Source organism: Planomicrobium stackebrandtii, assembly GCF_030814955.1.
Classification (GTDB): Bacteria; Bacillota; Bacilli; order Bacillales_A; family Planococcaceae; genus Planococcus; species Planococcus stackebrandtii.
Map to the genome: position 1 here is coordinate 38,120 of NZ_JAUSWB010000008.1, position 26,805 is coordinate 64,924.

Annotated in this window: 28 protein-coding genes; 15 read left to right on the forward strand and 13 right to left on the reverse strand. The window is 45.3% G+C overall.

Annotated elements, in window-relative coordinates:
* Positions 1-2 precede the first annotated feature (2 nt).
* Positions 3-1,757, forward strand: coding sequence for an ABC transporter ATP-binding protein (locus QOZ98_RS15135; protein WP_308788201.1), 1,755 nt, complete (start codon positions 3-5; stop codon positions 1,755-1,757).
* Between the two features lie 110 nt (positions 1,758-1,867).
* Here QOZ98_RS15135 and QOZ98_RS15140 read toward each other — a convergent pair whose 3' ends face one another.
* The gene (locus QOZ98_RS15140; RefSeq protein ID WP_142828734.1) at positions 1,868-2,071 is read right to left on the reverse strand and encodes a YheE family protein; all 204 of its coding nucleotides are present in this window, start codon (positions 2,069-2,071) and stop codon (positions 1,868-1,870) included.
* A gap of 81 nt (positions 2,072-2,152) precedes the next feature.
* On the opposite strand from QOZ98_RS15140, the gene QOZ98_RS15145 reads away from it, so the two are divergent.
* The 3 genes from QOZ98_RS15145 to QOZ98_RS15155 all read left to right on the forward strand — a co-directional run bounded on the left by QOZ98_RS15145 (position 2,153) and on the right by QOZ98_RS15155 (position 4,532).
* Positions 2,153-3,295, forward strand: coding sequence for a DUF445 domain-containing protein (locus QOZ98_RS15145; RefSeq protein WP_308788202.1), 1,143 nt, complete (start codon positions 2,153-2,155; stop codon positions 3,293-3,295).
* 21 nt (positions 3,296-3,316) lie between these two features.
* Positions 3,317-3,664 carry a YlbF family regulator gene (locus QOZ98_RS15150; protein ID WP_142828736.1) on the forward strand — a complete coding sequence of 116 codons (348 nt, stop codon included), beginning with the start codon at positions 3,317-3,319 and terminating at the stop codon, positions 3,662-3,664.
* An 88-nt stretch (positions 3,665-3,752) separates the two neighbouring features.
* Entirely contained in the window at positions 3,753-4,532 is a 780-nt protein-coding gene (locus QOZ98_RS15155) for an enoyl-CoA hydratase (protein ID WP_308788203.1), read from the forward strand.
* 42 nt (positions 4,533-4,574) lie between these two features.
* On the opposite strand, the gene QOZ98_RS15160 is transcribed toward QOZ98_RS15155, so the two are convergent.
* Complete coding sequence (locus QOZ98_RS15160) at positions 4,575-4,760, reverse strand: YhzD family protein (RefSeq protein ID WP_142828740.1); 186 nt, start codon at positions 4,758-4,760, stop codon at positions 4,575-4,577.
* 127 nt (positions 4,761-4,887) lie between these two features.
* Between QOZ98_RS15160 and QOZ98_RS15165 the strand changes: the two genes are divergently transcribed.
* The 5 genes from QOZ98_RS15165 to yhaM all read left to right on the forward strand — a co-directional run bounded on the left by QOZ98_RS15165 (position 4,888) and on the right by yhaM (position 12,256).
* The gene (locus QOZ98_RS15165) at positions 4,888-5,787 is read left to right on the forward strand and encodes an ABC transporter ATP-binding protein (protein ID WP_308788204.1); all 900 of its coding nucleotides are present in this window, start codon (positions 4,888-4,890) and stop codon (positions 5,785-5,787) included.
* Positions 5,780-7,030 (forward strand): ABC transporter permease, encoded by a 1,251-nt coding sequence (locus QOZ98_RS15170; RefSeq protein ID WP_308788205.1) that lies wholly within the window; start codon positions 5,780-5,782, stop codon positions 7,028-7,030. The genes QOZ98_RS15165 and QOZ98_RS15170 overlap by 8 nt, the downstream gene beginning before the upstream one ends.
* A gap of 225 nt (positions 7,031-7,255) precedes the next feature.
* A complete protein-coding gene (locus QOZ98_RS15175; RefSeq protein ID WP_308788206.1) occupies positions 7,256-8,473 on the forward strand; it encodes a metallophosphoesterase family protein in 1,218 nt (405 codons plus the stop codon).
* Between the two features lie 4 nt (positions 8,474-8,477).
* Complete coding sequence (locus QOZ98_RS15180; protein ID WP_308788207.1) at positions 8,478-11,321, forward strand: ATP-binding protein; 2,844 nt, start codon at positions 8,478-8,480, stop codon at positions 11,319-11,321.
* Positions 11,318-12,256 carry a 3'-5' exoribonuclease YhaM gene (gene yhaM, locus QOZ98_RS15185; RefSeq protein ID WP_308788208.1) on the forward strand — a complete coding sequence of 313 codons (939 nt, stop codon included), beginning with the start codon at positions 11,318-11,320 and terminating at the stop codon, positions 12,254-12,256. The genes QOZ98_RS15180 and yhaM overlap by 4 nt, the downstream gene beginning before the upstream one ends.
* Positions 12,257-12,307: 51 nt before the next feature.
* Here yhaM and QOZ98_RS15190 read toward each other — a convergent pair whose 3' ends face one another.
* From QOZ98_RS15190 to QOZ98_RS15220, 7 genes are all read right to left on the reverse strand, one after another.
* On the reverse strand, positions 12,308-13,204 hold the full coding sequence (locus QOZ98_RS15190; protein WP_308788209.1) for a peptidylprolyl isomerase: 897 nt from the start codon (positions 13,202-13,204) through the stop codon (positions 12,308-12,310).
* Positions 13,205-13,312: 108 nt separating this feature from the next.
* Positions 13,313-13,498 (reverse strand): hypothetical protein, encoded by a 186-nt coding sequence (locus QOZ98_RS15195; RefSeq protein WP_006828367.1) that lies wholly within the window; start codon positions 13,496-13,498, stop codon positions 13,313-13,315.
* Between the two features lie 61 nt (positions 13,499-13,559).
* On the reverse strand, positions 13,560-14,105 hold the full coding sequence (locus tag QOZ98_RS15200) for a DUF3267 domain-containing protein (protein WP_308788210.1): 546 nt from the start codon (positions 14,103-14,105) through the stop codon (positions 13,560-13,562).
* Between the two features lie 101 nt (positions 14,106-14,206).
* Positions 14,207-14,770 (reverse strand): HTH-type transcriptional regulator Hpr, encoded by a 564-nt coding sequence (locus tag QOZ98_RS15205; RefSeq protein ID WP_308788211.1) that lies wholly within the window; start codon positions 14,768-14,770, stop codon positions 14,207-14,209.
* Between the two features lie 299 nt (positions 14,771-15,069).
* Positions 15,070-15,489: a YtxH domain-containing protein gene (locus QOZ98_RS15210; protein ID WP_308788212.1), complete on the reverse strand. Its 420-nt coding sequence runs from the start codon at positions 15,487-15,489 to the stop codon at positions 15,070-15,072.
* A 125-nt stretch (positions 15,490-15,614) separates the two neighbouring features.
* Positions 15,615-16,145, reverse strand: coding sequence for a tryptophan transporter (locus QOZ98_RS15215; RefSeq protein ID WP_308788213.1), 531 nt, complete (start codon positions 16,143-16,145; stop codon positions 15,615-15,617).
* A gap of 104 nt (positions 16,146-16,249) precedes the next feature.
* Positions 16,250-16,681 carry an HIT family protein gene (locus QOZ98_RS15220; protein ID WP_308788214.1) on the reverse strand — a complete coding sequence of 144 codons (432 nt, stop codon included), beginning with the start codon at positions 16,679-16,681 and terminating at the stop codon, positions 16,250-16,252.
* Between the two features lie 212 nt (positions 16,682-16,893).
* On the opposite strand from QOZ98_RS15220, the gene QOZ98_RS15225 reads away from it, so the two are divergent.
* Together QOZ98_RS15225 and QOZ98_RS15230 are read left to right on the forward strand one after the other, a co-directional pair.
* The gene (locus QOZ98_RS15225) at positions 16,894-17,643 is read left to right on the forward strand and encodes an ABC transporter ATP-binding protein (RefSeq protein ID WP_308788215.1); all 750 of its coding nucleotides are present in this window, start codon (positions 16,894-16,896) and stop codon (positions 17,641-17,643) included.
* Positions 17,627-18,829, forward strand: coding sequence for an ABC transporter permease (locus QOZ98_RS15230; RefSeq protein ID WP_308788216.1), 1,203 nt, complete (start codon positions 17,627-17,629; stop codon positions 18,827-18,829). The genes QOZ98_RS15225 and QOZ98_RS15230 overlap by 17 nt, the downstream gene beginning before the upstream one ends.
* Positions 18,830-18,874: 45 nt before the next feature.
* Here QOZ98_RS15230 and QOZ98_RS15235 read toward each other — a convergent pair whose 3' ends face one another.
* The 3 genes from QOZ98_RS15235 to QOZ98_RS15245 all read right to left on the reverse strand — a co-directional run bounded on the left by QOZ98_RS15235 (position 18,875) and on the right by QOZ98_RS15245 (position 21,719).
* The gene (locus tag QOZ98_RS15235; RefSeq protein ID WP_308788217.1) at positions 18,875-20,044 is read right to left on the reverse strand and encodes a M20 metallopeptidase family protein; all 1,170 of its coding nucleotides are present in this window, start codon (positions 20,042-20,044) and stop codon (positions 18,875-18,877) included.
* Positions 20,045-20,158: 114 nt separating this feature from the next.
* On the reverse strand, positions 20,159-21,154 hold the full coding sequence (locus QOZ98_RS15240; protein WP_308788218.1) for a sodium:calcium antiporter: 996 nt from the start codon (positions 21,152-21,154) through the stop codon (positions 20,159-20,161).
* A 52-nt stretch (positions 21,155-21,206) separates the two neighbouring features.
* Positions 21,207-21,719, reverse strand: a complete 513-nt coding sequence (locus QOZ98_RS15245) for an antibiotic biosynthesis monooxygenase family protein (protein ID WP_308788219.1) — start codon at positions 21,717-21,719, stop codon at positions 21,207-21,209.
* A gap of 212 nt (positions 21,720-21,931) precedes the next feature.
* Here QOZ98_RS15245 and hemE point away from each other — a divergent pair, with 212 nt between their 5' ends.
* The 4 genes from hemE to QOZ98_RS15265 are packed head-to-tail and all read left to right on the forward strand — an operon-like array spanning position 21,932 to position 25,867.
* Positions 21,932-22,978 (forward strand): uroporphyrinogen decarboxylase, encoded by a 1,047-nt coding sequence (gene hemE, locus QOZ98_RS15250; RefSeq protein ID WP_308788220.1) that lies wholly within the window; start codon positions 21,932-21,934, stop codon positions 22,976-22,978.
* Between the two features lie 25 nt (positions 22,979-23,003).
* A complete protein-coding gene (hemH, locus tag QOZ98_RS15255; RefSeq protein ID WP_308788221.1) occupies positions 23,004-23,930 on the forward strand; it encodes a ferrochelatase in 927 nt (308 codons plus the stop codon).
* 30 nt (positions 23,931-23,960) lie between these two features.
* Positions 23,961-25,400, forward strand: coding sequence for a protoporphyrinogen oxidase (gene hemY, locus QOZ98_RS15260; protein WP_308788222.1), 1,440 nt, complete (start codon positions 23,961-23,963; stop codon positions 25,398-25,400).
* On the forward strand, positions 25,397-25,867 hold the full coding sequence (locus QOZ98_RS15265; RefSeq protein ID WP_308788223.1) for a FixH family protein: 471 nt from the start codon (positions 25,397-25,399) through the stop codon (positions 25,865-25,867). The genes hemY and QOZ98_RS15265 overlap by 4 nt, the downstream gene beginning before the upstream one ends.
* 795 nt (positions 25,868-26,662) lie before the next feature.
* Here QOZ98_RS15265 and yhfH read toward each other — a convergent pair.
* Positions 26,663-26,788: a protein YhfH gene (yhfH, locus tag QOZ98_RS15270; protein WP_308788224.1), complete on the reverse strand. Its 126-nt coding sequence runs from the start codon at positions 26,786-26,788 to the stop codon at positions 26,663-26,665.
* Positions 26,789-26,805 lie beyond the last annotated feature (17 nt).

A 26,805-nucleotide genomic window follows, 5' to 3' on the forward strand; every position in this document is an offset into this window, starting at 1 on the left:
ACATGGGTACAGGAAAACGTTTAGTACAATATGCAATGAATTTTAAGGGTGTCCTGATTTTGGGGTTAGTTATGCTGGCTATTGCTGTAGCAGCAGATTTGGCAGCACCGCTCATTGCCAAAGAAATCATCGACAACCATATAGCAATGTCAGGCGCTACAGTAGACTTTGAGCCGATCGCTTATTTATTGGCTTTGTTCTTCGTGCTTGCCATCGTGACCGCGATTTTCCGCTACTGGCAATCCATTCTTTTGCAAAAAGGAGCCAACCGGATTATCCGGAAGATGCGCAATGATGTTTATGAACACACACAAACTTTGCCAATCCGTTATTTTGATAATTTGCCGGCAGGAAAAGTAGTGTCGCGCATTACCAATGATACGGAAGCCATCCGCGATTTGTTTGTGACGGTGCTGTCTCAATTTGCAACGAGCTTTATGTATATGGGCGGAATTTATATTGCGCTGTTTTATCTTGACTGGAAAATGGCAGCCATGACATTGGTGCTGATACCGCTGCTGTATATTTGGATGCTGATATACCGCAAATATGCAGCCCGCTACAATCATGTAGTGCGGGAGAAGGTCAGTGAAATGAATGCCATGATCAACGAGTCGATCCAGGGCATGACAATTATTCAGGCATTCCGACGGGAACGCAAGATGAAAGACGAATTTGAGGAAATGAATGATGAGCATTACAAGTACCAGAAGAAATTATTGGTGCTTGAAGGAGCAGCTTCGTATAACTTGGTAGGAGTGCTGCGGTCCATGACCTTTATCCTGTTTGTCTGGTATTTTGGGGGAGCTTCCATGTCCGGCAGCACACTCGTCACAGTCGGGGTGCTGTATGCGTTTATCGATTACATCATCCGGCTGTTCAATCCGATCAGCGGAATCGTCAATCAGTTTGGCCGGCTGGAGCAGGCATTGGTCGCTGCTGAACGGGTATTCCGATTGTTGGATCAAAATGGGGAACCGGTTGTCGATAAAAAACTCGCCCGCTATCAAGGGAATGTCCGTTTTGAAAACGTTTGGTTTGCCTATAAGGAAAAGGAATATGTCTTGAAGGATCTTTCTTTTGAAGCAAGGCAAGGCGAGACAGTGGCTTTGGTCGGCCATACCGGCTCCGGCAAAAGTTCCATCATGAACCTGTTGTTCCGCTTTTATGACGTATCTAAAGGTGCCATTACGATTGACGGAATCAATGTCAATGACATGCCGAGGCAATCGGTTAGGCAGCACATGGGCATTGTTCTGCAGGACCCTTACCTGTTCAGCGGAACAATCGAGTCGAATGTGACGCTTGGCGATGAACGGATCTCCAGGGAAATGGTCATTGATGCGTTGGCAGCGGTTGGAGGCGAGAGGGTACTGGCCCATTTGCCAAAAGGAATCGATGAGCCAGTGGTTGAAAAAGGCAGTACGCTTTCTTCCGGACAGCGGCAATTGGTGTCCTTTGCCCGTGCGTTGGCGTTCGATCCAGCGATATTGATATTGGATGAAGCAACCTCCAATATTGATACAGAGACAGAGGAAATTATCCAGCACGCCATGGACGTATTGAAAAAAGGCAGAACGACGTTCATCATTGCCCATCGGCTGTCGACAATCAAAAATGCCGATCGCATATTGGTACTGGAAAAAGGAGAAATTGCAGAAGCAGGCTCTCATGAAGAATTGATGAAGCTAGGCGGCACCTATTTCCAGATGTATAAAATTCAATCAGGAATGTCCCAAACCCAATCTGTTGGGTAAGGGGCATTCCCTTTTTTTATAGTTCACGAAGCTATCGCTGTTAAATTTGGCCGTCGTTCCCTATAATTGAAAGAGCGGACGAAAAAAAGCGCAGGAAACTTTCCAGCGCTTTAATCGTATACATGGTAGAGCATCAGCTCATGGATCATCGTTTTGATGGTCTCTTCGTCTTGAGGAGACTTTGAGTTCCATATGATGCTGCCATCCGGATGGTACTCTCCGGTAATCCGTTCGTTTTTGTAAAAGAAGGAAATGTTCCATCCCGGCAGTTGATGATTTTCGAACATCGGCTTGAATTTAAAATGCTGAAGCATGCAGATTCCCCCTTGCTTTACTCCTTACATTATAGAGGATAGTGAGCAATAGAAAAAGAATAAAAGAAAAGAGTGGAAAATGTGAACTTACTGGGAACTTTAGCGTTTATGGCAATTATCGGAGCTTTGATTGGTGGAGTAACCAACCACTTGGCCATTAAAATGCTTTTTTGGCCATACGAAGCCAAATATATCGGGAAATGGCGAATGCCTTTCACACCAGGTTTGATTCCAAAACGGCGCAATGAATTGTCAACGCAGCTTGGACGGACGGTGGTTGAACATTTGTTGACACCGGAAACGTTCAAGAAACGCTTTTTCAATGAAGAAATGCATATGAAAATTCAAAAATGGCTAAATCGGCAATTGAGCAAGCATGTGTTTGAATCATCAAAATCATTTAATGACTGGCTCCTTTCAGCTGGACAAACCGGAGTGGACCGTAGGATAGAGGCAAAACTGGACGATTTGGTTGATCTTCAGAAAGATTCGCTTCAGGCATACATCGAAGGAAAGACCATACGTGAATTGATGCCTGAGAATTGGAAAGCTGAAACAGAAACAAAATTATTTGAAGGCGTTCAATATGCTCTCGACCGGGGCACCGATTATTTTGACTCTCCTCATGGCAGACAAACGATCAAATCTTTGCTCGATGAATTTTTTGAGTCGCGCGGACGTTTCGGCCACATGCTTCACTCACTGCTGGGAGAGTCCAAGCCGTTGGTTGACCGCATACAGCCTGAAATCATCAAGTTTTTAAATTCTCCCCGCACTTTTGAACTGGTCGGAACGCTGGCATACAGCGAATGGGAAAAAGTTCAGGACCGCAGAGTTGACGAACTTCTGCAAGAATTTGACTTTGAATCGGCCCTTGCGGCAGTCAAGCAGCACATCAGGGAAAAAGCTGCGGTCTCCAGCCGTTTAAACTCAACACTTGCAGAGACTTGGCCTGGAGGGTTAGAATGGACAAGTATCAATATAACCCCGCTTGTTACTGATTTTGTCTTTGAGCAAGGGGAGTTGAAACTGGAAGAAACTATATCAAAAATTGATATGGAAACGATGGTAAAAGAGCAAGTGGATTCTTTGCCGCTCAGCAGAATTGAAGAATTGATGCTTGGGATATCACGGAGAGAATTTAAAATGATCACGGTATTGGGGGCTCTTCTTGGCGGTATTATCGGAATCGTGCAAGGATTGATCGTCACATTACTGAATTAATCAAAGAGGAGAATGATGAAAATGGCAGTAAACATCTACGACGATATCAACAAATTGGAAAGCACGTTCCGCTCGACAGACGAGTTCAAGAAATTGGAAGAGGCTGTGGCACAAGTGACTTCAGACAACGAAGCAAATGAATTGTTCAAGAGCTTCCGCGATTTGCAGATATCTCTTCAGCAAAAGCAGACACAAGGTGAAGAAATCACTGAAGAAGAAATGATGAACGCTCAAAGCACTGCGCAAGCAGCTCAGCAAAACGAAAAAATCCTGGCAATGCTTGAAGCAGAAATGGGATTGAGCCAAATGATCGAAGAAGTAAATCGCGTCTTGATCAAACCTGTGCAATCTTTATACGAAAGCATGTAATTTTTTCGAAATAAAGGAATTAAAGAGAGGCATCCCGAATATGTAAAGGTGAATGACAATTCATTTTTACGAAGGGGTGTCTTTTTTTATGTATGAGACGATTGAATTGACGAAACAAGGACGAATTGGCCAGTTGGTGTTGAACCGGCCGAAATCGATGAACGCCATGAATGGAACGATGATGAAAGAATTGGCGGATTGCTTTGAATCCCTGCTTCAGGACAGCACAGTACAAGTGTTGATCATCCGCGGGGAAGGACGAGCGTTTTCTGCCGGCGGAGACATCAAGGAAATGATGGATCCGGAAAATCCAATGAATATCGAATTGGTCATGCAAGACGTCAGCCGGTTGGCAAAAGCGCTTTACACGCTGCCTCAAATCACAATTGCAGCAATTCACGGGGCATCGGCAGGTTTGGGTTTCAGCATGGCGCTGGCTTGCGATCATGTTATTGCCGAAGAAAACAGCAAGTTGGCGATGAATTTCATCGGCATCGGACTGGTGCCGGATGGTGGCGGCCATTTCTTCATGAAAGAACGTGTTGGTGTGCCAAAAGCCCAGCAGATTATCTGGGCAGGACAGACCTTAAAAGCGCATGATGCACTCGCTAAAGGCCTAATCGAAGAAGTGACCGCTGAAGGGCGCGGCCTTGAACAAGCAGAAGCTTACGCCGCAGAAACGATCGCGTCACCGGTCAGTGCCAAACTGGCATCCAAGCATATCCTTCATCAGTTGAAGATCCATGAATTGGAGCAGGTGCTGGAGATGGAAGCGGCAGCGCAAGCAGCGATGCGGAAATCGGCCGATCATTTGGAAGGCATACAGGCATTTGTCGAGAAGCGCAAACCTGAATTCAAAGGGAATTAAAAAGCATGGCGGGAAATTTTTCCGCCATGCTTTTTTTTGCTCTTATGAATGGAAAAGCAGAAGTTTACCGGCAGGTGACGCCAGGCGATGCGTTTGTTTAAGCAATTCTTTTTCTTCCAGGATGGCTTGCCCTTTGCCGCGTGCCTCTTCGTCTGTTTCGGCCGTAAATGTTTCGTCCAATATCTGTTTCCCCGTTTTTTCGAATGCGGTCAGTTTGTAGGTTCTCATGGAGATTCAATCCCTTCTGAATGGATATTCATTTTAAGTATAAAGGGTTTCTTTTGAAAAGTCCTGCAATTTTTGAAACATTTTGGCAGATGCATCGTAGTAAGTAGAAAGAGAGGGGCGAGCGGAAATGGCGTTGCATGTTGAACAAGTAACAAAAAAGTTTGGTGATTTTACTGCGGTGGACAATCTTTCCATGTCGATCGAAGAAGGCGGGATGCACGGATTTCTTGGGGCGAATGGCGCCGGCAAGACAACGACGTTCCGAATGATCCTGGGACTGCTGGATCCGACTCATGGGACGGTACGTTGGAAAGGCAAGCCCATTACCTATTCTAATAGTCCGGAAATTGGCTATCTGCCGGAAGAGCGCGGCCTTTATCCGAAAATGAAAGTGGAAGAACAGCTGGTGTATTTGGCTCAGTTGCGCAAGATGTCGAAGGCGGACGCCAAACGCGAAACGGCTGCCTGGCTGGAGCGCTTTGAAGTCCCGCATTACGGACAGAAAAAAGTGGAGGAGTTGTCAAAAGGCAATCAGCAAAAAATTCAATTGATTGCATCGCTGTTGCATAAACCCTCACTGCTCATATTGGATGAACCTTTTTCGGGGCTCGATCCGGTCAATGTGGAAATGCTGAAACGAGCCATTCTGGATTTTCAGAAGCAAGGGGCCACCATCGTCTTTTCCAGTCACCGGATGGATCATGTCGAAGAATTATGCGACGACATGAGCATTTTAGACCGCGGCAAAGTAGTGGCCGGCGGTTCAATCAAAAAAGTGAAGCGGTCATTCGGCAAGCTGAAAGTCCGTTTGAACATGGACGCCGACCTCAGCGGTTTGAGTAAGATCTCAGGTGTCGAAAATTTTACCAAAACCAAAGACGGCGCCTTGTTCCAGATTGCCGATGAAGACGTGGCACAAGTCTTGTTGGCTAACGCGATGAATCTCGGGACGCTTCGCCATTTTGCAGTAGAAGAACCTTCTTTGGAAGAAATTTTCATTGCGAAAGTGGGTAAAAATCATGCATAGTTTCTGGATTATTTTCAAGCAAGCATTTTTGACTAAGGCAAGAACAAAATCATTTATTATCACAACACTGGTTGTGGTTGCCTCCTTTTTTCTGTTGGCGAACATACCGAACATCATTGCTGCTTTTGAAGGCGATGAAGCTGAAGAAAATGTGCTGCATGTGTTGGATGAAACTGCAGGGCTTGTGCCGGAACTGCAAACCCAATTTGATTTGATGGACAGCGGCATTGAAGTTGTACCTACCTACTTGACTGAAGAAGAACTTCAGGAAAGTATTTCAGAAGGGACAATTGATGATTATTTGGTGTTAACACAAAATGGACAACTGGGAGCCCGCTACATTTCAGAGTCTGCCAATGAAATGGGAAGCGGCATCGAAATTGAAACTGCGGTTCAGGCCCTACATACAGCATTAACAGCGGAATCGCTTGGTTTGGATGATAGCCAGGTTGGCCAATTATTTATGCCAGTGGAATTTGAACGGCAGGCCATTTCCGAATCTTCAAAATCTCAGGAAGAGCTGAGCCAGGCAAGAGGGCTTGTCTATGTGCTCATCATGCTCATCTATGTGGCCGTGATTTACTATCCGAACATGATTGCAATGGAAGTGGCAACCGAGAAATCTTCCCGCGTCATGGAGATTCTGATCTCCAGTGTGTCTCCGGTTAAGCACATGTTCGCAAAAATTTTAGGCATTGGCACCTTGGGGATTTTGCAGATGATGATTTTCGGTTTGGGTGGCTATTTTGCCATTCAAACGGCTGGAACGGATCTGACAGAAGGCTTTTTCAGCGTCATGGGCTTTTCTGAAGTGAAAATCAGCCTATTCCTATTTGCCATTCTCTTTTTCCTGTTGGACTATTTTCTCTATGCGGTGCTGGCAGCATTGCTCGGGTCATTGGTCAGCCGGACGGAAGATGTGCAGCAATTGATGCTGCCGATGATGATTTTGATCATTATCGGATCGCTTATTGCATTTTCCGGAATCTCGATACCGGAAGCCGGCTATGTTACGGTGTCATCCTTTATTCCGTTTTTTGCCCCGTTAGTAATGTTCCTGCGTGTCGGCATGCTGGATCTGCCGCTGTGGGAACCGTTATTGTCTATCGGAATCATGCTGGTGACCATTGGCATATTGGGATGGTTCGGTGCACGCGTCTACCGCGGCGGCGTGCTGATGTACGGCTCGTCCCAGTCGCTGAAGGATATCCGCAAGGCGATTCGGTTAGGGAATAATAAGTAGTTGAGAGTTTGTACCGATATAAGAAACCTACTCTTTTATGGATCACTCGCTTAGCATAGGCGCATCCGGCAGTTATGCCCAAAGCAAACAAAGCGATTTATAAAGATGGACTTTTTGGTAGAACATAAGAGAACTGTATGCAGGAAGTTTCTTGCAAACAGTTTTTTTTATGGGATTTCCATGGTAAAATAAGAACAAATATTCGGTCTTTAAAAGGGGTTAATTATGGAATCGATTCGATTTATCCACACTGCAGATTTGCATTTGGGAAGTCCATTTATCGGCATGAAGGGCTTGAGGAAAGAACATTGGAAAAAGCTCAAAGACAGCACTTTGGATGCTTTTGATCGGCTCGTTCAGTATGCGCTCGATGAGAAGCCTGATTTTGTGCTGATTGTCGGAGACATCTACGATGGAGAAGACCGCAGCATCCGAGCGCAAGCCCGTTTTCAGCAGGGGATGCAGCAGCTTTGGGAGCAAAGGATCCCAGTGATAATAAGCTACGGCAACCACGACCACTTGGGCGGCAAGTGGACGCGCTTTGAACTGCCGAAGAATGTCCATGCGTTTGATGATTCAGTTTCTCAGTTTAAACTGGAAACTGCCGGCGGTCCGGTTGTTTTTACCGGCTTCAGCTATGGCAAACGCCATGTCAGCGAATCGATGGTTGAACAGTATCCGACAGCGCAAAGTGCAGAAGGATATCAGATTGGCTTGTTGCACGGCAGCCTGGAAGGCGATTCGACACACGCCGTCTACGCGCCGTTCAAAAGGGAACAGCTGCTCAGCAAACAGTATGATTATTGGGCGCTTGGCCATATTCATAAACGCCAGGAACTCCATCGGGAGCCGTCAATTATCTACCCGGGCAATATTCAAGGCCGCCACCGAAAGGAATCGGGTGCAAAAGGCTTTTATGATGTGACCTTATCAAAGCGGGAGACTCTCCTGGAATTCATACCGACATCAGTCGTCCAATTTGATCAAGTAGCGATTGCCATCAAGGGAATTCTCCATATGAATGAATTGCTTGATGCCTGCCGAAGGGAGCTTGGCCGTTTAGGGCAAGCAACAGGGATGGCGATAGTTGACATAGTGTTTACCGAACTGGATGCGGAAAGTTTCCAGCTCTTAGCCGAAATTCCGGAAAGTGAACTGCTGGAAACGCTGCAGGAAGAGATGGATGCGCTGGATCATTTTATCTGGATCCAGCACATAGACTTTCAGCGGGCAGACACTGGGGCGGAGCTTTCTCCGCTCGGGGCAGCGCTGGTTCAGACAATGGATGGCTGGAGCACAGAAGAATGGAAGGCGGTACTGAAGGATTTATACAGGCATCCGAAAAGCAGCCGCTTTTTAGAATCTTTGGAAGACCATTCTGTCGCCGATCTTCAGCTGGCAGCCGCCGAAAAAATTCAACGCAGCATGCAGGCAGGGGAGTGACGGAATGAAAATCGAAAAACTGGTCATTTACGGTTTTGGCAGGCATGAAAATCGGACAATCGATCTGACAGACCAAATGGCACTGTTTTATGGTCCGAATGAAGCCGGGAAAACAACCATGCAGCAATTTATCATTCAAATTCTGTTTGGCTTTCCGTCGCGCAACCAAACTCAATTATTGCGTTATGAACCGAAAACTGGCGGGAAATATGGCGGCCAACTCCATATTTCCGATCCGGTTTATGGAAAACTGGTGGTGGAGCGGGTAAAAGGGAAATCTTCTGGAGATGTCACAATCTTTTTCGAAGACGGCAGAAGAGGATCAGAAACTGATCTGAAGCAGCTGCTCCGCAATTATGACCGCGCCTCTTTCGAAGCTGTTTTTTCATTTTCCATTCATGAACTGCAGGGGCTGGAAGGGTTGAGTGAAACAGAGCTGAGCCGCACCCTTCTCGCTTCCGGAACGACCGGCATTGATGCCGTGACACGTCTGGAAAGCCGGCTGGAAAAGGAAATGGCGGTGCTCTTCAAAAAAAACGGCCGCAATCCGGAAATTAATGTTTTGGCTGATGAACTCCGCGCCATTGAAGGTGAATTGAAAGAGTACCGGCAGCGGACCGAGTTATATGGCCCTTATCTAGAACGGCTGCGGGAAATTGAACAGCGTTTAACCGCAATTGAAGCTGAAGAAACGGCAACAGACCAAAAACTGAAACAACTTGGCAAATGGCAGCAGGCGGCACCATTACTGGCTGACAAAAAGACGGTGACAGAGCAGATTAAAGCAATAGGGCTTGTTCAATTTCCGTTGGATGGCAAAAGGCAGATGGACCGGTTGGTGGATAAGCTGTCAGAAACAAAAGCCAGTGCGGAGCATTTGCTCAACCAGCAAAACAGTTTGCCTGAATTAGACGCTGGAGGATCTGTTGCGGCTTTTGAGAACCTGTTGAACCGCGAATCGGACTGGCATCAGCTGAGGCTGCAGCTGGAACAGAAGCGCAATGAGCATGCAGAGCTGTCAGAGGATCGCCAAACGACCTTATCGCTGCTTGGGCTGTCTGAACAGCAAGCGCTGGCTATGGATGTCTCATTGAGCAATGAAGAGCAGTTGGTTAACAAGCTGAAGGACTTGGACGTGGAAGAAGAAGAACAGCGCTTCCGACTGCGCAAGCTGCAGGAAGAAAAAAACAAACTGGCCCAAACAGAAATGCAATTGACATCATTTCTGGCTGGTGAGCCTTCCGGGAAAGAACGCTTGGCTGCGGAACAGTGGCCGGCCATTTCGGCTAAGTTGGCAGAAGCTAAAGCAGCGTCGAAGTTTCAGACTGCGAACAGTGGAAACAGCCAGCTCGTTAACACTATCTTGATTGCTATGGGTGTGTTCGTGGCAGCTTATGGATTTATTCAATCCTTCGTCTTATTGATGGTGCTGGGGGCTGCAGCAATCGGAACGGGCGTCTGGCTGTTCTTGAAAATGCCAAAACCCGCAGAGCTGTCAGCGGAATACCAGAGGACCTTAAAAGAGTACGCTGGAAAAGAAAGCAGCTACGACGCGATATCGAAAAAAGTCGCAGAGTTTGACCATCAGTTGGACAGCTTGATGGCTCAGCGGGATGCCATTAAAAAGAACATTGCCATTTATTCATTTGAAAAACCTGCTCTTCCCGCAAAAGCCGCCTATCAGCAGCAGCTGCAGAAGATTGGCCTTCAGCCAGAATCAAGCCGGACAATGGTTTTGGAGCTGTTTGAAAAACTTCGGAAAGTGCAAAGCATCCATTCACGGCTGGAGCGGATCTTCAGTGAAATTCGGGTGTTGGAAGATCGGCAGAAAGATTGGCTTGTTAAAGCGCAAGCGGCATGCGGCAAGGAACTGGCAGCCGGTGAGCTGATGCCGGCTTTACGTACAGAACTGTCACAGCGCAAACGACAGCAGGAACAATGGCAGAAAATGAAGGAAAAAAGAGCAGGGCTGCTGCAGGAAAGTGGGCGTTTGGCTGTTTACCGGGATCAGCTTGAAAAAGAGCAGCTAGCGCTGGTGGAGCATGCCGGTGCGGAAGATGTCTTTGCCTTTTATCAGACAGCGGATGAATGGGAGCGCAAACAGCAGCTGGAAAGAAAGCTTGCACTCATTGACGGACAATTGGAATCTATCGGAGAGATTGGCCTGCCGGAGAGCTGGCAGCTTGATGATGCTGAGCAGGCAGTAGAGAGCTGCTTGCTCCAATTGGCCCGCTGCAAGACAGAGCGAAATGGACTGCTGGCTGAACAGGCGGACAAGCAGCAGCTGACCCGTTTGTTACTGTCGGATACTTCTTACGAAGAAAAACAGCAGGAGTTTGAAGAGAAAAAAGCGGAGTTCACGGAGTTGGCCCGCCAATGGTCTGTCAGCAAAGCCATTGTGGAAGCAATCAACCAGACAATGAATGAATTGAAGGACAAGAAATTGCCCGCAGTACTGGACAATGCACAGCTTTATTTCAACCGATTGACAGGCGGTGCCTACAAAGGGTTGGCCATGAGTATGGACGGCTATTTTGAAGCGGAAAGGCAGGACGGCAGCTATTTCCGAATTGCTGAACTCAGTCAGGCGACGAAAGAACAGGCTTATCTGGCATTGAGGCTGTCTTTGGCCAAATCGATGAGGAACAGCCATCCATTTCCCATTATTATAGATGATGCTTTTGTCCATTTTGATCGCAGTCGGCTGCAGCAAATGATAAACTTAGTGACAGAGCTGCAAAAAGAGCATCAGTTCATTTATTTCACTTGCCACGAAAGCATGCAGCAGGCTTGGCCTAATGCGCAGATCATCAAGGTGGCCAATACCGAAAGGAGCGTTCATTCATGACTAAAGGCATCACACAGCGTGCAGTTGGAGAAACCGTCGATGAATTCCTGCTGATCAAGCAGTCGGTCAAAGGCGTGACAACTACCGGAAACCCGTTTATATCATTGGTGTTGCAGGACAAGAGCGGCGACATCGAAGCAAAATTATGGGATACAAAAGACGAGCAGGAAAAAATATTTGCAGCAGAAACAATTGTCCGTGTTGGTGGAGAAATCCACAACTACAGAGGTAAAAACCAATTGCGCATCAAAAGCATCCGGCCGGCAAAACCTGAAGAAAACCAATCCATTTCAGATTTGATGCCATCGTCAGAAAAATCAACGGATGAATTGCTCGAAGAAGTGATGAAATATCTATTTGAAATGGAAAATCCGCAAATTCAACGTATTACCCGTTTCATGCTGAAAAAATATCAGCAGCAATTCCTGACATTTCCGGCAGCGACGCGCAATCACCATGATTATGTATCAGGTTTAGCCGATCATGTCGTGTCCATGCTTAAGTTAGGCAAGGCACTGGTCGAAATCTATCCTGGATTGAACAAGGATTTGCTGTTTGCAGGAATCATCCTGCACGACATCGGCAAAGTGATCGAACTTTCGGGACCGATTGCCACTACGTACACCGTAGAGGGCAATTTGATCGGCCATATTTCCATTATGGTAACGGAAGTGGCGAAAGCTGCGGAAGAGCTGGAGATTGAAGGGGAAGAAGTAATGCTGCTGCAGCATATCATCCTTTCGCATCATGGCAAGGAAGAGTGGGGCAGCCCTAAAAAGCCAATGCTCAAAGAAGCCGAAATTCTGCACTATATCGACAACATCGATGCCAAAATGATGATGTTGGACCGCGTCCTTGGAAAAACCAAGGAAGGCGAGTTTTCAGAACGTGTCTTCGCGTTGGATAATCGCTCATTCTACAAACCGAAAATTTGATGAAAAACCCCCGCTTCCAAGAAAGGAAGCGGGGGTTTTTGCATTTATTTATTATTCTGCAGGAGCAGCTTCTGGAGCAGCTTCCGGATTTAAAATTTCATCCAATGCGCCTTCAAGATCTTCGTCTTGAATCTCTACATTTGCTTCTTCCATCAATTCAGCAACTTTCGGAAGCAAAGTGGTTTGATCGGCTTTTGATAGTGCCAGTTCAGAACGAATATCTTCTTCCTGGTCTTCCAGTGCCGGTTGGTCTTCCACTGGGCGTGTCTCAAGAACCTGGATAATGTGGAATCCGAATTCAGAAGCTACAGGCTCACTGATTTCATCTACTTCAAGGCCGTAGGCAACTTCTTCGAATTCAGGAACCATCGCTCCTGGGCCGAACCAGTCAAGATTGCCGCCGTTTGCAGCAGAAGCTGTGTCAGTCGAGTTTTCTTCAGCTAAAGCAGCAAAGTCGCCGCCGTTATCCAATTCTTCTTTAAGGGAGTTGGCTGTTTCTTCATCAGCCACAAGAATATGGCGAGCGTTCAATTCTGTACCTTGGCGGTCGTACTGTGCTTGAATTTCTTCATCTGTTACTTCGACGCCCTCAGTCAATGCTTTTTCCTGCAATAAATTCAAACGGATAACTTTTTTGTAGCTTTCTTCTGTTTGGTTGTTTTGAGTCAGAAACTGCTCAAAGCTTTCTCCAAGCTCTTCTTTATTGCCGTCGAATTCGGCATTTACCTCTTCGTCGGTCACTTCGTAGTTTTCAGCAAGAACTTTTTCAATCATGAGAATTTGCACCGCTTGTTCACCGATTGATGTTTTCATTTCTTCGTAAAGCTCGTCTTTAGTGACATCTCCAGCATCCGAAGTAATAATAACTTCACTTTCACCATTGTCGCTGCATGCGGCCAAAGCCAGTACAGATGCTGCCAAAGTAATTGTTAAAAAAGATTTTTTCATTAAAATTCGCTCCCTACTTCTATCTAGATGCATTAGTTACCAATATTATAAACGTTTTGACATTTAAAAAGTTCCTAAAAAAAGACACTTGCCAAAAGGCAAGTGGATTTAAGGTGTAAATTCTACGCCTACATACAACGATACCAGTAATATTGTAATTAATATATTTATCGTACGGAATATTTTTTGATGATTTTCTTCCGGAATTTCCCGAGAAGTGACAAGTGCCAATGTCATCCGGTTGATCTGGAACAGATAAAACACGGAGAACATAACAATGAATGCGATAATCATGGATTTCCTCCCCTCTGACTTTACTTCCTAGTATAACAAAGACGGGAAGAAAAAACAGGAATCAGCCAACGACAGGAGGGACAAGTATTTCAAAACCGGTTTCTGTTTCTTCTATAAACGCATGCTTTGGAGAACGCATCAAGTTGCGAAGATAGATGATGTCTGTTAAACACAGGGCGCAGTGGTATGCCAAGAGCATAGCGAAATAATGGCTGAATGCCGGCATTGTTAAGCTGCTTATCACAATTGCTGTATTCAACACGAGAAACGGCGTCGCCAACGATAATAAGAATCGGAATTTAGAAACAGGTTCATTAACATGAAGCAAAATCGATGGGCAGACCTTCATGTGCTTGCGGATAATGAGTTTTAATGATTTATGGCAGCCGATCATCGGCAAAAAATGCAAGATTTTGTGAAGCGGATAGATGGCCAGTAAAGCCAGAATGAAAAACAGGAAATACTGATCGGATAACGGAGTGGCATAAGTCATCGCCAACCCAATATAGGATGCCATAAAAACTGCGATTCCAAAAAGTGCCGATATCATAAAAAGTCGATCAAATCCGTATTGTTTTTTCACGTTGATTGTTTTCCAGCAGTGCATGCATGCATCTCCTAATTACTAAATTCATTTTCGAGTCGATACATACAATACAACGATTTATAGGGAAATGCAACCAAAAATTCAATTTAGCCATTTGCTGATTATTGCTTGCTTTCCTGACGTGTAATAACGTGGTTTTCTTCACTGAATTTATTCTCGATATTTTTAAAAGATGCTTCAAAAATTTCCATGAAATCGTCTCCGTAAATATTGCGGATTACAGCCATGATATCCATGAATTCAGGGAACTTCCCATACATTTCACGTAGTGGAAGAGAACCGTCGATGACAGAGTGAGGAGTTTCATGATAGTTTTCAATCATTTCCTGCATCAATTTCTCGCCTTTTTCAGTCAACTGGACATAAGTATTGCGTTTATCTGTGTCACGTTTCGAAAAAGACAGCAATTCACGCTCTTCCAATTTTTTTGAGAAATTAAAGGCCGTTGAGACGTGCATCACCCCAAATTTGGCGACATCTGAGATGGAAGCACCCTTTAAGTGGTAGGAGATCCAAAGAATGTGATGCTCATTGATATTCAAGTCATAAGGTTTTATCCACATTTGCCAATCTTTTTCTACTGCTTTCCAAAGTGCTTTCGACAATTGCCCGATGCGTTGGCTAAACAGCATAGCCTCTTTCATGGTATATTCCTTCTCGTTCACACAAGCACCAACTTTCTTCCGAAATATTTTCTTTATTATAGCAGTAAAGCAAACGTAATTAAAGTAAGAATAGTAAAATAATTTACAATAAATTTCGGAAAGCGAAGAAAGCTTTTGAATAGTTGCTAGAAAAACTGAAAATCCTTTTCTACTGGATGCATTCTTGCAAATTGGCTACTTCAATTTTCCAGGAGAAATGACGTTTCCATACGAATGTCTATTTTGCATTCAATATATGTTGTTCGATTATTAAGTTAAAGTTTTTCAACAAAATAAAAACAGCCGCCAGAGGCAGCTGTTTATGCGCTTTGTGTATCGTCGTCGACTTTTTCTTTTTTCGGTTTATCATCATCTTTGTCTTTTTTATCTTTGCTGATCGTATTCTGCAACTCTTCAATAGCATTTTGGATAGCCATGATTTCGAGCTGAAGATGTTCTTTAGCGGGAGCAGTGCTCTCCGTCCAAGTTTCGAGTGAAGCTTTCAAGCCGTCTACTGCTTCAGGCAGCTGCGCCTTAGCTTCTTCTGTCAGATGGTTGATTGACTCTTTCAAGCCGTTTACTTTTTCTTTTAATTCATTTAAGTATTCTTTCCACTCAGACGATGTGGATTTCATCGTCGTGCGGAACTCTTGTCCTGATTGTGGTGCCGAGAATAAGGCTGTTGCAGCTCCAGCTGCCAACCCTGTAGCAAGTCCTAAGAAAAATCTTGATGCTTTCATGTATAAAACGCCCCTTTCTTCCTATAAACTCTTTTCCTTTATTTTACCTAATTAAAACATAAAGATGAATGACTATTCAATAAAAAAAGCTTTTTGCCATTATTTTTGGCAAAAAGCTTTTTTACTTAGGCGGTTTGAGAAACTGCCGTATCGAATTTTGAACGCTTGACCAATGTGATGACAATCGGATAAATAAAGGCGAAAGCGACTCCATTCATCAATACAGCAGGCAAGACCACTGTTGCGAGCAACAGGCCGAAAGGAATATTAGCGCCAATCACGAAAATGGCTGCAGAAAGGAAAATCGTTCCGGACAATAGCGTGCCGACCGCACAAAGGGCAATAGTGACTGGCAATTTAGAAACAAATTTCTTCAGGATCATCACTAAAGCAAGAAACACAAAAGCAGTGATGAATTTATCAATGATATTCGGGAAAAACCCGCCTGGGAAAGTCGAAAACAACCCCGATAGGACACCCGTTGTTACCGCCAATAAAAATACACTTTTTACATTAGGGAATAAAAGAATGCCGACAAACATCATCGTCAACATAAAGTCGGGTTTCATTCCACCGTTGATGCCTGGAATCACCACATAAAGTGTTGCTCCAACGCTGACCAGCAGCGCCATTAAAACTAAATTCTTCGTATTCATTTCTCATCTCTCCTCAGCTATTTGCTAGTTCTTTTTCCCGGTCGTGTCCTCATGACCGCCGGCGAAAAACTTATTTCTGATTCTATCTTGTCCGCTTCACAAAATCAAGCATCAGCGTTTAACTTTTGCTTTACGCTTTCCGCCAGTTCCTGAATATGTTCTGAAGTGAATTCTTTTTCTTTGGTCACCCATTTGGCACCAAAGCCGTCAGTTTGCCCGAAGCGGGGGATAAAGTGCAAATGGAAATGGAAAACACTTTGTCCGGCTTTCGCTCCATTGTTGTTCAACAGGTTCATGCCTTCTGGCTGAAACGTTTCGTTGATGGCTTTGGCGATTTTTGGCGCTACAGAAAACAAGTTTCCTGCTTCTTCCGGTGTCATGTCATAGACAAACTCGCGATGCGTTTTGGGGATCAGCAAAGTATGTCCTTTTGACAAAGGCATGATATCCATAAATGCAAATACATGCTCATCTTCATAAACTTTCACGCTCGGGATCTCGCCAGCAATGATTTTGCAGAAAATACAATTTGTCATCAGTATCATCCTTTCTATTTTTCTCATTTTAACATATTTGCCATATCGGAAAAGAATTTGCCAGCTGGTTTTGATACAATAGGTAAATGTATAAGTTAAAGCGTTTATGGGGTACGCAATAATGTTGGTTTCACGACTCCTATATAGAAAAGGCGTCCAGCTGGAGTGATTTTTTTCAGTTTGATTGATTTAGAAAGAAAGAGGTGTTGTATATGGCTATTTTGGAAGTAGAAGCGTTGACCGGCGGGTATACACGCAAGCCGGTTCTGCAGGAAGTAACGTTTTCGATCGGCAAAGGGGAACTTGTTGGGCTGATCGGTTTAAACGGTGCGGGCAAAAGTACCACAATCAAGCACATTATCGGATTGATGGAACCGAAATCAGGGCAGATCCGTTTGAACGGCAAAACCTTTGAAGAAGATATGGATGCGTATCGTTCATCTTTTTCGTACATTCCGGAAACTCCGGTCCTATATGAAGAACTGACGCTCCGGGAGCATCTAGAACTGACTGCAATGGCTTATAATTTAGAACCTAAACAGTTTGAAAAACGCTCGGCCGAACTTCTTAAGGAATTTCGGATGGAAAAGCGTCTAAAGTGGTTTCCATCACATTTTTCGAAAGGAATGCGCCAAAAAGTGATGATCATGAGTGCATTTCTCGTAAATCCCGCTCTTTACATCATTGACGAACCTTTTGTGGGGCTGGATCCGCTGGGTATCAAGTCCTTATTGGATCAAATGGAAAAGCAAAAGAAAAAAGGGGCATCGGTGCTGATGTCGACCCATATCCTATCTACTGCAGAGCGCTATTGCGACCGAATTATCCTGCTTCACAATGGACAGGTGCGTGCCAGCGGAACGATGGACGATTTGCGGAAAGCCTTCGATATGCCGGAAGCATCTCTGGACGATTTATATATTGCGATGACCGAGGATGAGCTAAATGAAGAGTTTGCATGATGTTTGGTCGAAGCGGCTTCATAAGTATACAGTCGAAGTCCAAAATTATCTGAAGTATATATTTACCGGACATATTGCAGTCGTCCTGCTGTTTGCGATTGGGGCGGCGGGATTTGCCTACAGTGAGTGGATTCAGAACATACCGCCAGAGTTTCCGGGAGCGTTGGTGCTTGCAGTGATTTTTGGCTTGCTGCTGGCGATCAGCCCACCGTCCACGTTGTTGAAGGAAGCGGATTCGGTGTACTTTTTGCCGTTGGAAAGCAAGTTGGATGAATTTCTAAAGCCGGCGTTGAAATGGTCGTTCTTTTCTCAGCTCTATTTGCCGGTCATCGTCTTTATCGTGTCATTGCCGATGGTTAATGCGCTCTACGGCTTGCCATCGTCTTTCTTGATCGGTTTTCCGATTTTATTGCTGCTGATCAAATGGTGGAATGTCCAGACGGAATTCGCTTTTCGCAGGCAAGGCGCTGGAGAACGTGTCTGGCTGGACCGGCTGGTACGCTTCTTTTTAGTTGGACTGTTCGTCTATTTTTATGTGCAAGAGCAGTTAATCGTCGCTGTTGTTGTCCTGTTTGCCATCATTTTTTATGGCAAATGGATTGCCCGCAAAGCGGTAGGCAAACCTTTTGCTTATGATCATTTTATCGGTCTGGAAGAAAATCGCATGCTGCGTTTTTATCAGTTTGCCAATTACTTTACCGATGTCCCGCACCTGAAAGGGAAAATCAAGGCCAGAACTTGGCTGAATTGGGTTTACCGGTTTATTAAGCCGGGTCCGAAGAACGCTCACTTGTATCTGGTTTGGCGAACTTTTGTCCGGTCGGATGAATTATTTTATCTATGGGTACGTCTGACGGCCATTATTATGGTAGGGGCGTGGTTTATTCCATTCCAGATTGGGGTGGCGTTGTTTGCCGGAGCATTGGCATTCGCGACAGTCATTCAAATCTGGCAGGGGTTGACGCATACTCAGCATTTCCGGATGGACAATCTGTTTCCGTTGACCCGGTTCAGCAGGCAGCAGGCTGTCGGGAAGCTTATCCTGGCAATGCAGATTCTGCAGAGCATAGCGGCAGCAGCCGTTTTGCTGGCGATGGGAGAAGTCATTTCTGCTTTGATGACTTTGGTAGTCATATTAGCCATTTCTCTCATTACCGTTACCGTATTAAAAACCAAAAAAAATTAAACAAAGCCCGGCATCTGAGAATAGATGCCGGGCTTTGTTTTTGCGTTATTTATGGAAATTGACCGCTGCTGCACCAAGTGTTTTAGCAGCGAGCAGCATTGCTTCTTCTTTAAAATCAAATTTCGGATGATGGTGAGGGAAGACCTCGCCATCAGGCATTGCTCCTGTAAAGAAGAACGCTCCTGGAATTTCCTCCAAGTAATAGGCAAAATCTTCGCCGCCCATCTGAGGTGGACAGTCATAGACTTGTTCTACACCGGGAACGGTTTCTGCGATATCTTTTACATACAAAGTTTCTTTTTCATGATTAACAACCGGCGGATACCCTCGCTTGAAATGGAACTCATAACGGCTGTTGTTCGCCATGCTGGTTCCTTCAATGACGCGTTCCATCTCTGTCTCCATTAGGCTTCTGACATCCTCTTTAAATGAACGGACAGTGCCGGACAATATGGCCTGATCCGCAATGATATTGAATGGGTTTTGCGCTACAAAAGAACCGACTGACAAAACTGCAGATTCTAAAGGATCCACACGTCTGGATACCAAGGGCTGCAGGTTCGAGACGATTTGAGAACCGATAACAACCGCATCGATCGTTTCATGGGGGCTGGCACCGTGGCCGCCGCGCCCTTGGATTTTGAGTTCAAAGCTGTCTGCGGCAGCCATGATTGGCCCTACACGCGTATCAATTCTGCCAAATGGTGTTGTGGACCAAAGGTGGGTACCGAAAATGGCGTCAACCCCGTCCAGCACACCTGCTTCGATCATCGATTTTGCGCCTCCAGGCACCAATTCTTCGGCATGCTGATGGATCAATACATACGTGCCTTCCAGTTGATCACGCATATTGTGCAGGGTTTTTCCAAGCACTAAAAGCGTGGCCGTATGGCCGTCATGGCCGCATGCGTGCATAACGCCATCAACTGTTGATTTATAAGGTACATTTTCTTTTTGGTCTTGGATCGGCAAAGCATCAAAATCAGCGCGCAACGCGACAGTTTTGCCAGGTTTGGCACCCTGGATAGTGGCGACCACGCCATTTCCGCCAACGCTGTGTTTAACGTCGACACCTAATTGCTCATAATAATTTCGAATGTAACGGGCTGTTTTGATTTCATGAAACGATGGTTCAGGATTCATATGCAGGTGGCGGCGAATCTCCACCATTTCCGGATAAGCAGTATCTAACTCAGCGTATAAGGCATCAATCATTTTCAAAACCCCTTTCTTTTTCAAGCATATCATAAATGGCAGTGAAGGATAGAAGAGAGAGAATATCAAAAAGCGCAGTCAACTTCCTGATGAAGTTGGCTGCGCTTTGTTAGGTTAGTACGTGAAGTTCATGTAGGATGCTGCAAAGTAGGTGATGAGAATAATCACTGATGGCAGTGCATATGCTAATGTAGATTTACTTTCTTTCCGGTAAAGCGATAGCAAGGCCAGCAATGACATGATCAGAACCCCGACAGCAATGATCATGTTCGCACCGGAAACATCCAACATGATAGGTCCAGCAGTATAGACTGGGTCAGACAGAGCTAGGATGATCATGTTGAAGATATTGCTTCCGAGAATCGCACCGACTGCCATATTGACATTGCTCAATCGCAGCGCTACAAAAACAGAGATGGCTTCCGGAAGGGAAGTTGCAGCTGCAATCAGAAAGCTGCCTATAAAGCTGGAGCCGATTCCGGTAATGATGGCAATTTGGTCACCGGTAATCGATAAAGCAGTACCAGCAGCCAAGATAACCAGAGCAGCGATAACAAAGCGGAAAATTGCCGCCTTAGATGATAACGAAGCACTCGGATTGTCGGGTTCTTCTTCCGATTCCGCAACTGCTTCTGCTTCAGGATCAAGTGAAGGCAATTTGTTGATCGCAACCATACCGACGATATAAGTGATGGCGATAATTAAAGCATCCAGACCGACGCCAAGGATTTGTATATCAAGACGGAGCCAAAGTGCCATAATGACAAGAACGGTCAATAAAATCCCGAGTAGGGCTGTGTAAATATTGTTGCGCGAAGCCCGATCTAAAATCCGGCGTCTCCGGAGCAGAAAGTCAAATCCAGCAAGTATGAACAGATTAAAAAGGTTCGATCCGATCATGTTGCCGACAGCGATATCGGCGTTGCCGATCGCTGCTGCTGAGAAACTGGTGGATACTTCAGGCAGGGAAGTAGCCCCTGCAAGCAAAAGTGTACCGACCATCATTCCGCCCATTGCCGTTTTTGAACTGATAACATCGGCGTACTGGGACAACTTGATGGATGCGAATACGGTTAATGCAGCTGCTAATATAAAAATAACGAAAACCAAGTAATTTCCTCCTTAAATTTACAACAAGCCATCTTTGCGTAGCTTGAGGCCATCATTCTTCTTCAGGTTTTGCCCGATAAGTGCTGATGTAGGATACACCAGAGAAAATATTAGGGCGTTGGGAAGCGGCCGAACTTTCCGGCTGAGCGGAATGAGCTTGTGCAAATGCTTGCGACTCTTTCCATTTTTCATAAAAAGCGTGAGATTCCCATTCGGTCAGGACAACATAAGTGTCGGAATCGAGCGGTCTCAGAACACGGAATGCGATATAGCCCGGCTCATTTTCGATCGCGCCAGCCCGATTTTTAAAGCGATGTTCGAAAACTGGGCGGCCTTCGTCAGAGACGGGAATGTTATTAAAGACAAAAAACCCTTTTTCCTTCAACTCACCTGTTCCATCGACCACTTCATATCGGCGAGGTGTTTGGAAAATCGTCTTACCTTCCGTTTCATGAATCATCAACGTCGTGTTTTCGCCTTGCATGAGAACCATCGTCTCGGATGAATGTTTTTCACGCATTTTTTTCATGTAGTCATATGTTCCTGTAGTCATGTAAAAATTCATTGAAACCCCTCCTCGGAAAATATACACATCTTCTTTATAACCTTCCCTATAGAAATCTACACGAAACAGGTATTGACAATCAAGTGAAAAGAGAAGCGTCTAATTTATGACAATTGCGCCCGGAATCTATACAATAAAGGACGGAGCGTCTATAGTATAGACGGATATAGGTAGACAGACAGCATAGCAGCAGACTGAAGGGATGAAAAATCATGACATTTAATGACACGTATCTTCGCGCAGCACGAGGAGAAAAAACCGACCATGTACCGGTTTGGTATATGAGGCAAGCGGGGCGTTCCCAGCCGGAATACCGCAAAATCAAGGAAAAATATTCGCTGGAGGAAATTACGCATCAGCCGGAGTTGTGTGCATACGTGACCAAGCTTCCTGTGGATCAGTACAACAACGATGCAGCGATTCTGTACAAAGACATCGTCACACCATTGCCTGCAATTGGAGTCGACGTAAAAATAAAATCAGGTATCGGTCCTGTAATCGACAACCCGATTCGCACAATGGCAGATATCGAACGCTTAGGCGAGATCAATCCTGAACAGGATGTTGATTTTGTGCTTAATACGATCCGTTTATTGACACAGGAGCAACTGAATGTGCCGTTGATCGGATTTTCAGGTGCGCCTTTTACATTGGCAAGCTACATGATTGAAGGCGGCCCTTCGAAAAGCTATAACAAAACCAAAGCGATGATGGTTTCAGAACCGGCCATGTGGTTTGCATTAATGGATAAACTGGCAGATACCATCATTCCCTACGTAAAAGCGCAGATCCAAGCAGGCGCTAAAGCCATCCAGATTTTCGACTCGTGGGTCGGAGCATTGAATGTAGAAGATTACCGGATTTTCATCAAGCCGGTGATGGACCGCATTTTTGCTGAACTTCGCACAGAAGGCGTACCACTAACGATTTTCGGAGTCGGAGCAAGCCATTTGGCAAAAGAATGGAACGAGCTTCCGGTGGATGTTGTTGGATTGGATTGGCGTCTGCCGATTTCAGAAGCGCGTTCGATGGGCTTGACCAAAACTCTGCAAGGCAACTTAGATCCTTCTTATTTATTGGCAGACTGGGCGGTAATTGAAGAACGCACGAAAAAGATTTTGGACATGGGCATGCAAAGCGATGGCTATATCTTTAATCTTGGGCACGGAGTGTTTCCGGAAGTTAATCCGGATACGTTAAAGCGACTGACTTCATTTGTTCATGAATACAGCACGGCTCATAAAAACAATTTAAAATAAGTACAAAATTCATGTTGAGGTGATTATGTTGAAGAAGACAATGGGATTATTAGTAATGGCATATGGAACGCCGTACTCTGAAGAAGATATTGAGCGCTATTACACGCACATCCGCCGCGGCCGCAAGCCGAGCGAAGAAAGTCTGGAAGATTTGCGCAGCCGCTATAAAGCAATTGGCGGGCTGTCCCCACTTGCAAAAATCACATTGGATCAAGCAAATGGCTTGTGTGACCGTTTGAATGAAGTTCAGGATGACATTGAATTTAAAATGTATCTTGGCCTGAAGCATATCGAACCGTTCGTTGAAGACGGCGTTGAAGAAATGAAAAAAGACGGCATCACTGAAGCCGTTTCGATTGTGTTGGCACCGCATTTCTCGACATTCTCTGTAAAATCATACAATGGCCGCGCAGCTGAAGCTGCTGAAAAAGCGGGTATTTCATTGACATCAGTTGAAAGCTGGTACACAGAACCGAAATTCATCCAATACTGGAGCGAAAAGGTCAGTGCTTCATTTGCTGAAATGTCAGAAGAAGAACGGGCGAAATCATGCCTGATCGTTTCTGCACATTCATTGCCTGAGAAAATTATCGCTAATGGCGATCCTTACCCTGATCAACTAAAAGAAACGGCTGAAATAATTCAACAGGCTACTGGCGTGAAAAATGTGGAAATTGGCTGGCAAAGTGCCGGACAAACAGGCGAACCTTGGATTGGGCCGGATGTCCAGGACTTGACCCGCGAGTTGTTCGAACAAAAAGGGTACACTTCTTTTGTCTACACGCCGGTTGGGTTTGTGGCAGATCATTTGGAAGTTCTTTTTGATAACGACTACGAATGTAAAGTGGTTTGCGACGAAATCGGTGCAAACTACCGCCGCCCCGAAATGCCGAATGTACAGCCTCTATTCATCGATGGCTTGGCTGACGTGGTATTGAGAAAGCTGGCATAAAAATAAACCAATTGAAAGTGAGGATTGAACGTGGCTGGACAAACGCATAAAGTAATCGTCGTCGGCGGGGGCATCACAGGACTGTCGGCAGCATACTACTTACAAAAGCAAGCGATTGAGCAAGGTATGGAGATTGAAATCACAGTGATTGAAGCAGCCCATCGTCTAGGCGGGAACATCCAGACTTTGCAAAAAGATGGCTTTGTAATTGAGCGTGGTCCGGATTCGTTTATCTCACGAAAAAACAGCATCCAGCAGTTGGCCGGAGAGTTGGGGATTGGAAGCCAGTTAATTCAAAGTGCTCCCGGCAAAACACATGTGGCTGTTGAAAATCAATTGTATGCGATTCCGGCTGGCACCGTAATGGGTGTGCCAACGAATTTCGGCTCATTCCTTGCTTCGGGCATTAGTTCCTGGTTCGGCAAAGCCCGGGCTATGGGAGACTTCTTCCTGCCTGTATCACCGACACTTGAAGATCAGCCGCTGGGCAAGTTTTTGAGGCGCAGATTTGGAAATGAATTAGTTGAGAATTTAATCGAACCTTTGTTTTCTGGCGTGTTTGCCGGCGATATTGATCGCTTGAGCTTGAAAGCGACTTTTCCGGAACTGCTTGAAACCGAACAACAGCACCGCAGTTTGATGCGCGGCTTAAAAAAAAGCCGGATATCGGACTACCGTGCTTTTAATACTGAAAAAGAAGGCATGTTTCAAACTTTTAAGGGCGGTCTGGAAACTCTCGTTCACACATTGGAAAAAGAACTTGAAGCCTGTACCATCCTTAAAGGTGTAAAAGTGGAAAAGCTGGAACAACACACTGGACAGGCTAAATTACAGCTCAACAATGGAGCCGCGATTATGGGGGATGCAGTGATCTTTGCCTTGCCGCATGCGAAGCTCCTGCCAATCTTTGAACCTTTTGGGTTGATGAAAGGCTTGAAAGAAATGCCTTCCACATCCATTGCAACGGTATCCATCGCTTTTCCGGAAGGTGCCGTTACGCCGAAACAAGACTGCATGGGGTTTGTGGTGGCACGAAACAGTGATTTCACCATTACTGCCTGTTCAGCAGCCCATCTGAAATGGCCAGGCTTGGTTCCGCCTGGAAAAACGATGTACCGCTCATTTATAGGGCGTGTAGGAGACGAGGCGGTCGTGGATTTGTCTGACAAAGAAATTGTCAAAGCCGTAATGGAAGACCTGCATAAATTATTGGACATTCAGGCCGACCCTGAATTTACCGTCGTTTCTCGCATGAAAGAAGCGATGCCTCAATATACAGTAGGGCATAAAGAACGGATTGCTTTGGCGAAAAAAGAGCTGCATGAAGCGATGCCGATGGTGCAAATTGCGGGCGGATCTTTTGAAGGATTTGGATTGCCTGCTTGCGTCGATCAAGGAAAAGCCGCCGCCAATCAATTAATTGACCAATTTACTGCTGAACCATTCAGCATGGAGGGAAATCTACAATGAAGAAATTTTTGTGGTTAGGCTTGCCGATTTTACTGCTTGCTGCTTGTGGAACCGGTGAAGCTGATTCTTCTGGAGCCGGAGATCCGATTGAAGAAGTGATGGTGTCATTTAACACTGATACCCAGGCTGATCCATCGGAAGAAGTAGTATTGTCGGTTACAGTGACACAAGGGGACGAAGCTGTAGAAGACGCAGACGAAATTGTCTATGAAGTCTGGGAGTCCGGAAATCGCGACAACAGCGAAATGATTACGGCTGAACATACTGAAGATGGTGTCTACGAAGCAAAAACCACTTTTGAAGAAGAGGGACTTTATTACATGCAGGCGCATACGACGGCACGAAGCCTGCATGTTATGCCGAAACAGGAAGTTACGGTCGGCAATCCGGATCCAGATTCCATCGTTTCGGATGACAGTGAAGATTCACAAGGCATGGGTAAAATGGAAGACCATTCCGGCCATTGATATAGAACTCCAGAGGCATCGCTTAGGCGGTGTCTTTTTAATTTTGTGAATAAAAGACAGATGCATCGTTTGAAGAGCAAAATTTTTTCTGGTTTCTATAGCCGCTTCGGTCGCTCTGGAGTAGGTTTCCACAATAAGCCAGGCAGCTGAAGGACGCTGCCTGGCTTATTGCTCCACCCACTCCGTTGCCGCGCCTCAGCTGAGGGTGTATTTGATAGGTGGCAATTCTACTTGTTTGGTATAGATAGGATGGATTAAAATTCTAAAATCGCTCGGCAGCGGTGGTGCACGCGCCGTCGCTTGGCTTGGGGTGGTTATGTGTAGGTTTCGTGGCTTTACCTCACCAGTTCACATTTCTACCTAAGAGAAGTGATGCTTCTACCTTAACTTTTTAGTTTTCTACATGAAGCTTTTGTATTTCTATGCAGATTTTTGAAAATATGATGCGAAAATAGTCTGCTTAGTGGTTGAAAGATTCATCACTCATGGACTGTCAACAAACCAAAAGCAGAAAGCGATCCGCTGCGCTTCTCCGACATGCCCGCTTTTCGCAGGCGAAAAGCATAAGTACAACTCATTTTTTCATCACCTCCTCGAATGAATATAACAGTGATGCCTATCTTCTCATCCACATTAAGAAGAACTCTAAAGAAAGAGCGTAAGACGGCGACTCCCGCGGGAAAGCGTCCGTCTGAAGCGATTTCTCTCCCTTTACACTAATTTAAATTACTTCATAAAAAAAGAAACAGCGCCGGCAAGCGCTGCTTCTTTTTTATAAGTATGTTTTACTGGATTTTATAATTCGCTGCAAGTGTCACATTTAGTACCATAACATTCATGCTGCTCTTCGATCTTTTCTCCGCAAGTCGCGCACTGTTTCGGGGGCAAGTTCTTGAAAAATTCAACTACGTTTTCAATCATAACTTCCATCTCCTTTG

Coding starts and splice junctions, on each gene's coding strand:
- QOZ98_RS15135 (WP_308788201.1), top strand. CDS start 3: ATGGGTACAGGAAAACGTTTAGTACAATATGCAATGAATTTTAAGGGT.
- QOZ98_RS15140 (WP_142828734.1), bottom strand. CDS start 2,071: ATGCTTCAGCATTTTAAATTCAAGCCGATGTTCGAAAATCATCAACTG.
- QOZ98_RS15150 (WP_142828736.1), top strand. CDS start 3,317: ATGGCAGTAAACATCTACGACGATATCAACAAATTGGAAAGCACGTTC.
- QOZ98_RS15155 (WP_308788203.1), top strand. CDS start 3,753: ATGTATGAGACGATTGAATTGACGAAACAAGGACGAATTGGCCAGTTG.
- QOZ98_RS15160 (WP_142828740.1), bottom strand. CDS start 4,760: ATGAGAACCTACAAACTGACCGCATTCGAAAAAACGGGGAAACAGATA.
- QOZ98_RS15165 (WP_308788204.1), top strand. CDS start 4,888: ATGGCGTTGCATGTTGAACAAGTAACAAAAAAGTTTGGTGATTTTACT.
- QOZ98_RS15170 (WP_308788205.1), top strand. CDS start 5,780: ATGCATAGTTTCTGGATTATTTTCAAGCAAGCATTTTTGACTAAGGCA.
- QOZ98_RS15175 (WP_308788206.1), top strand. CDS start 7,256: ATGGAATCGATTCGATTTATCCACACTGCAGATTTGCATTTGGGAAGT.
- QOZ98_RS15180 (WP_308788207.1), top strand. CDS start 8,478: ATGAAAATCGAAAAACTGGTCATTTACGGTTTTGGCAGGCATGAAAAT.
- yhaM (WP_308788208.1), top strand. CDS start 11,318: ATGACTAAAGGCATCACACAGCGTGCAGTTGGAGAAACCGTCGATGAA.
- QOZ98_RS15190 (WP_308788209.1), bottom strand. CDS start 13,204: ATGAAAAAATCTTTTTTAACAATTACTTTGGCAGCATCTGTACTGGCT.
- QOZ98_RS15195 (WP_006828367.1), bottom strand. CDS start 13,498: ATGATTATCGCATTCATTGTTATGTTCTCCGTGTTTTATCTGTTCCAG.
- QOZ98_RS15200 (WP_308788210.1), bottom strand. CDS start 14,105: ATGCACTGCTGGAAAACAATCAACGTGAAAAAACAATACGGATTTGAT.
- QOZ98_RS15210 (WP_308788212.1), bottom strand. CDS start 15,489: ATGAAAGCATCAAGATTTTTCTTAGGACTTGCTACAGGGTTGGCAGCT.
- QOZ98_RS15215 (WP_308788213.1), bottom strand. CDS start 16,145: ATGAATACGAAGAATTTAGTTTTAATGGCGCTGCTGGTCAGCGTTGGA.
- QOZ98_RS15220 (WP_308788214.1), bottom strand. CDS start 16,681: ATGACAAATTGTATTTTCTGCAAAATCATTGCTGGCGAGATCCCGAGC.
- QOZ98_RS15225 (WP_308788215.1), top strand. CDS start 16,894: ATGGCTATTTTGGAAGTAGAAGCGTTGACCGGCGGGTATACACGCAAG.
- QOZ98_RS15230 (WP_308788216.1), top strand. CDS start 17,627: ATGAAGAGTTTGCATGATGTTTGGTCGAAGCGGCTTCATAAGTATACA.
- QOZ98_RS15235 (WP_308788217.1), bottom strand. CDS start 20,044: ATGATTGATGCCTTATACGCTGAGTTAGATACTGCTTATCCGGAAATG.
- QOZ98_RS15245 (WP_308788219.1), bottom strand. CDS start 21,719: ATGAATTTTTACATGACTACAGGAACATATGACTACATGAAAAAAATG.
- hemE (WP_308788220.1), top strand. CDS start 21,932: ATGACATTTAATGACACGTATCTTCGCGCAGCACGAGGAGAAAAAACC.
- hemH (WP_308788221.1), top strand. CDS start 23,004: ATGTTGAAGAAGACAATGGGATTATTAGTAATGGCATATGGAACGCCG.
- QOZ98_RS15265 (WP_308788223.1), top strand. CDS start 25,397: ATGAAGAAATTTTTGTGGTTAGGCTTGCCGATTTTACTGCTTGCTGCT.
- yhfH (WP_308788224.1), bottom strand. CDS start 26,788: ATGATTGAAAACGTAGTTGAATTTTTCAAGAACTTGCCCCCGAAACAG.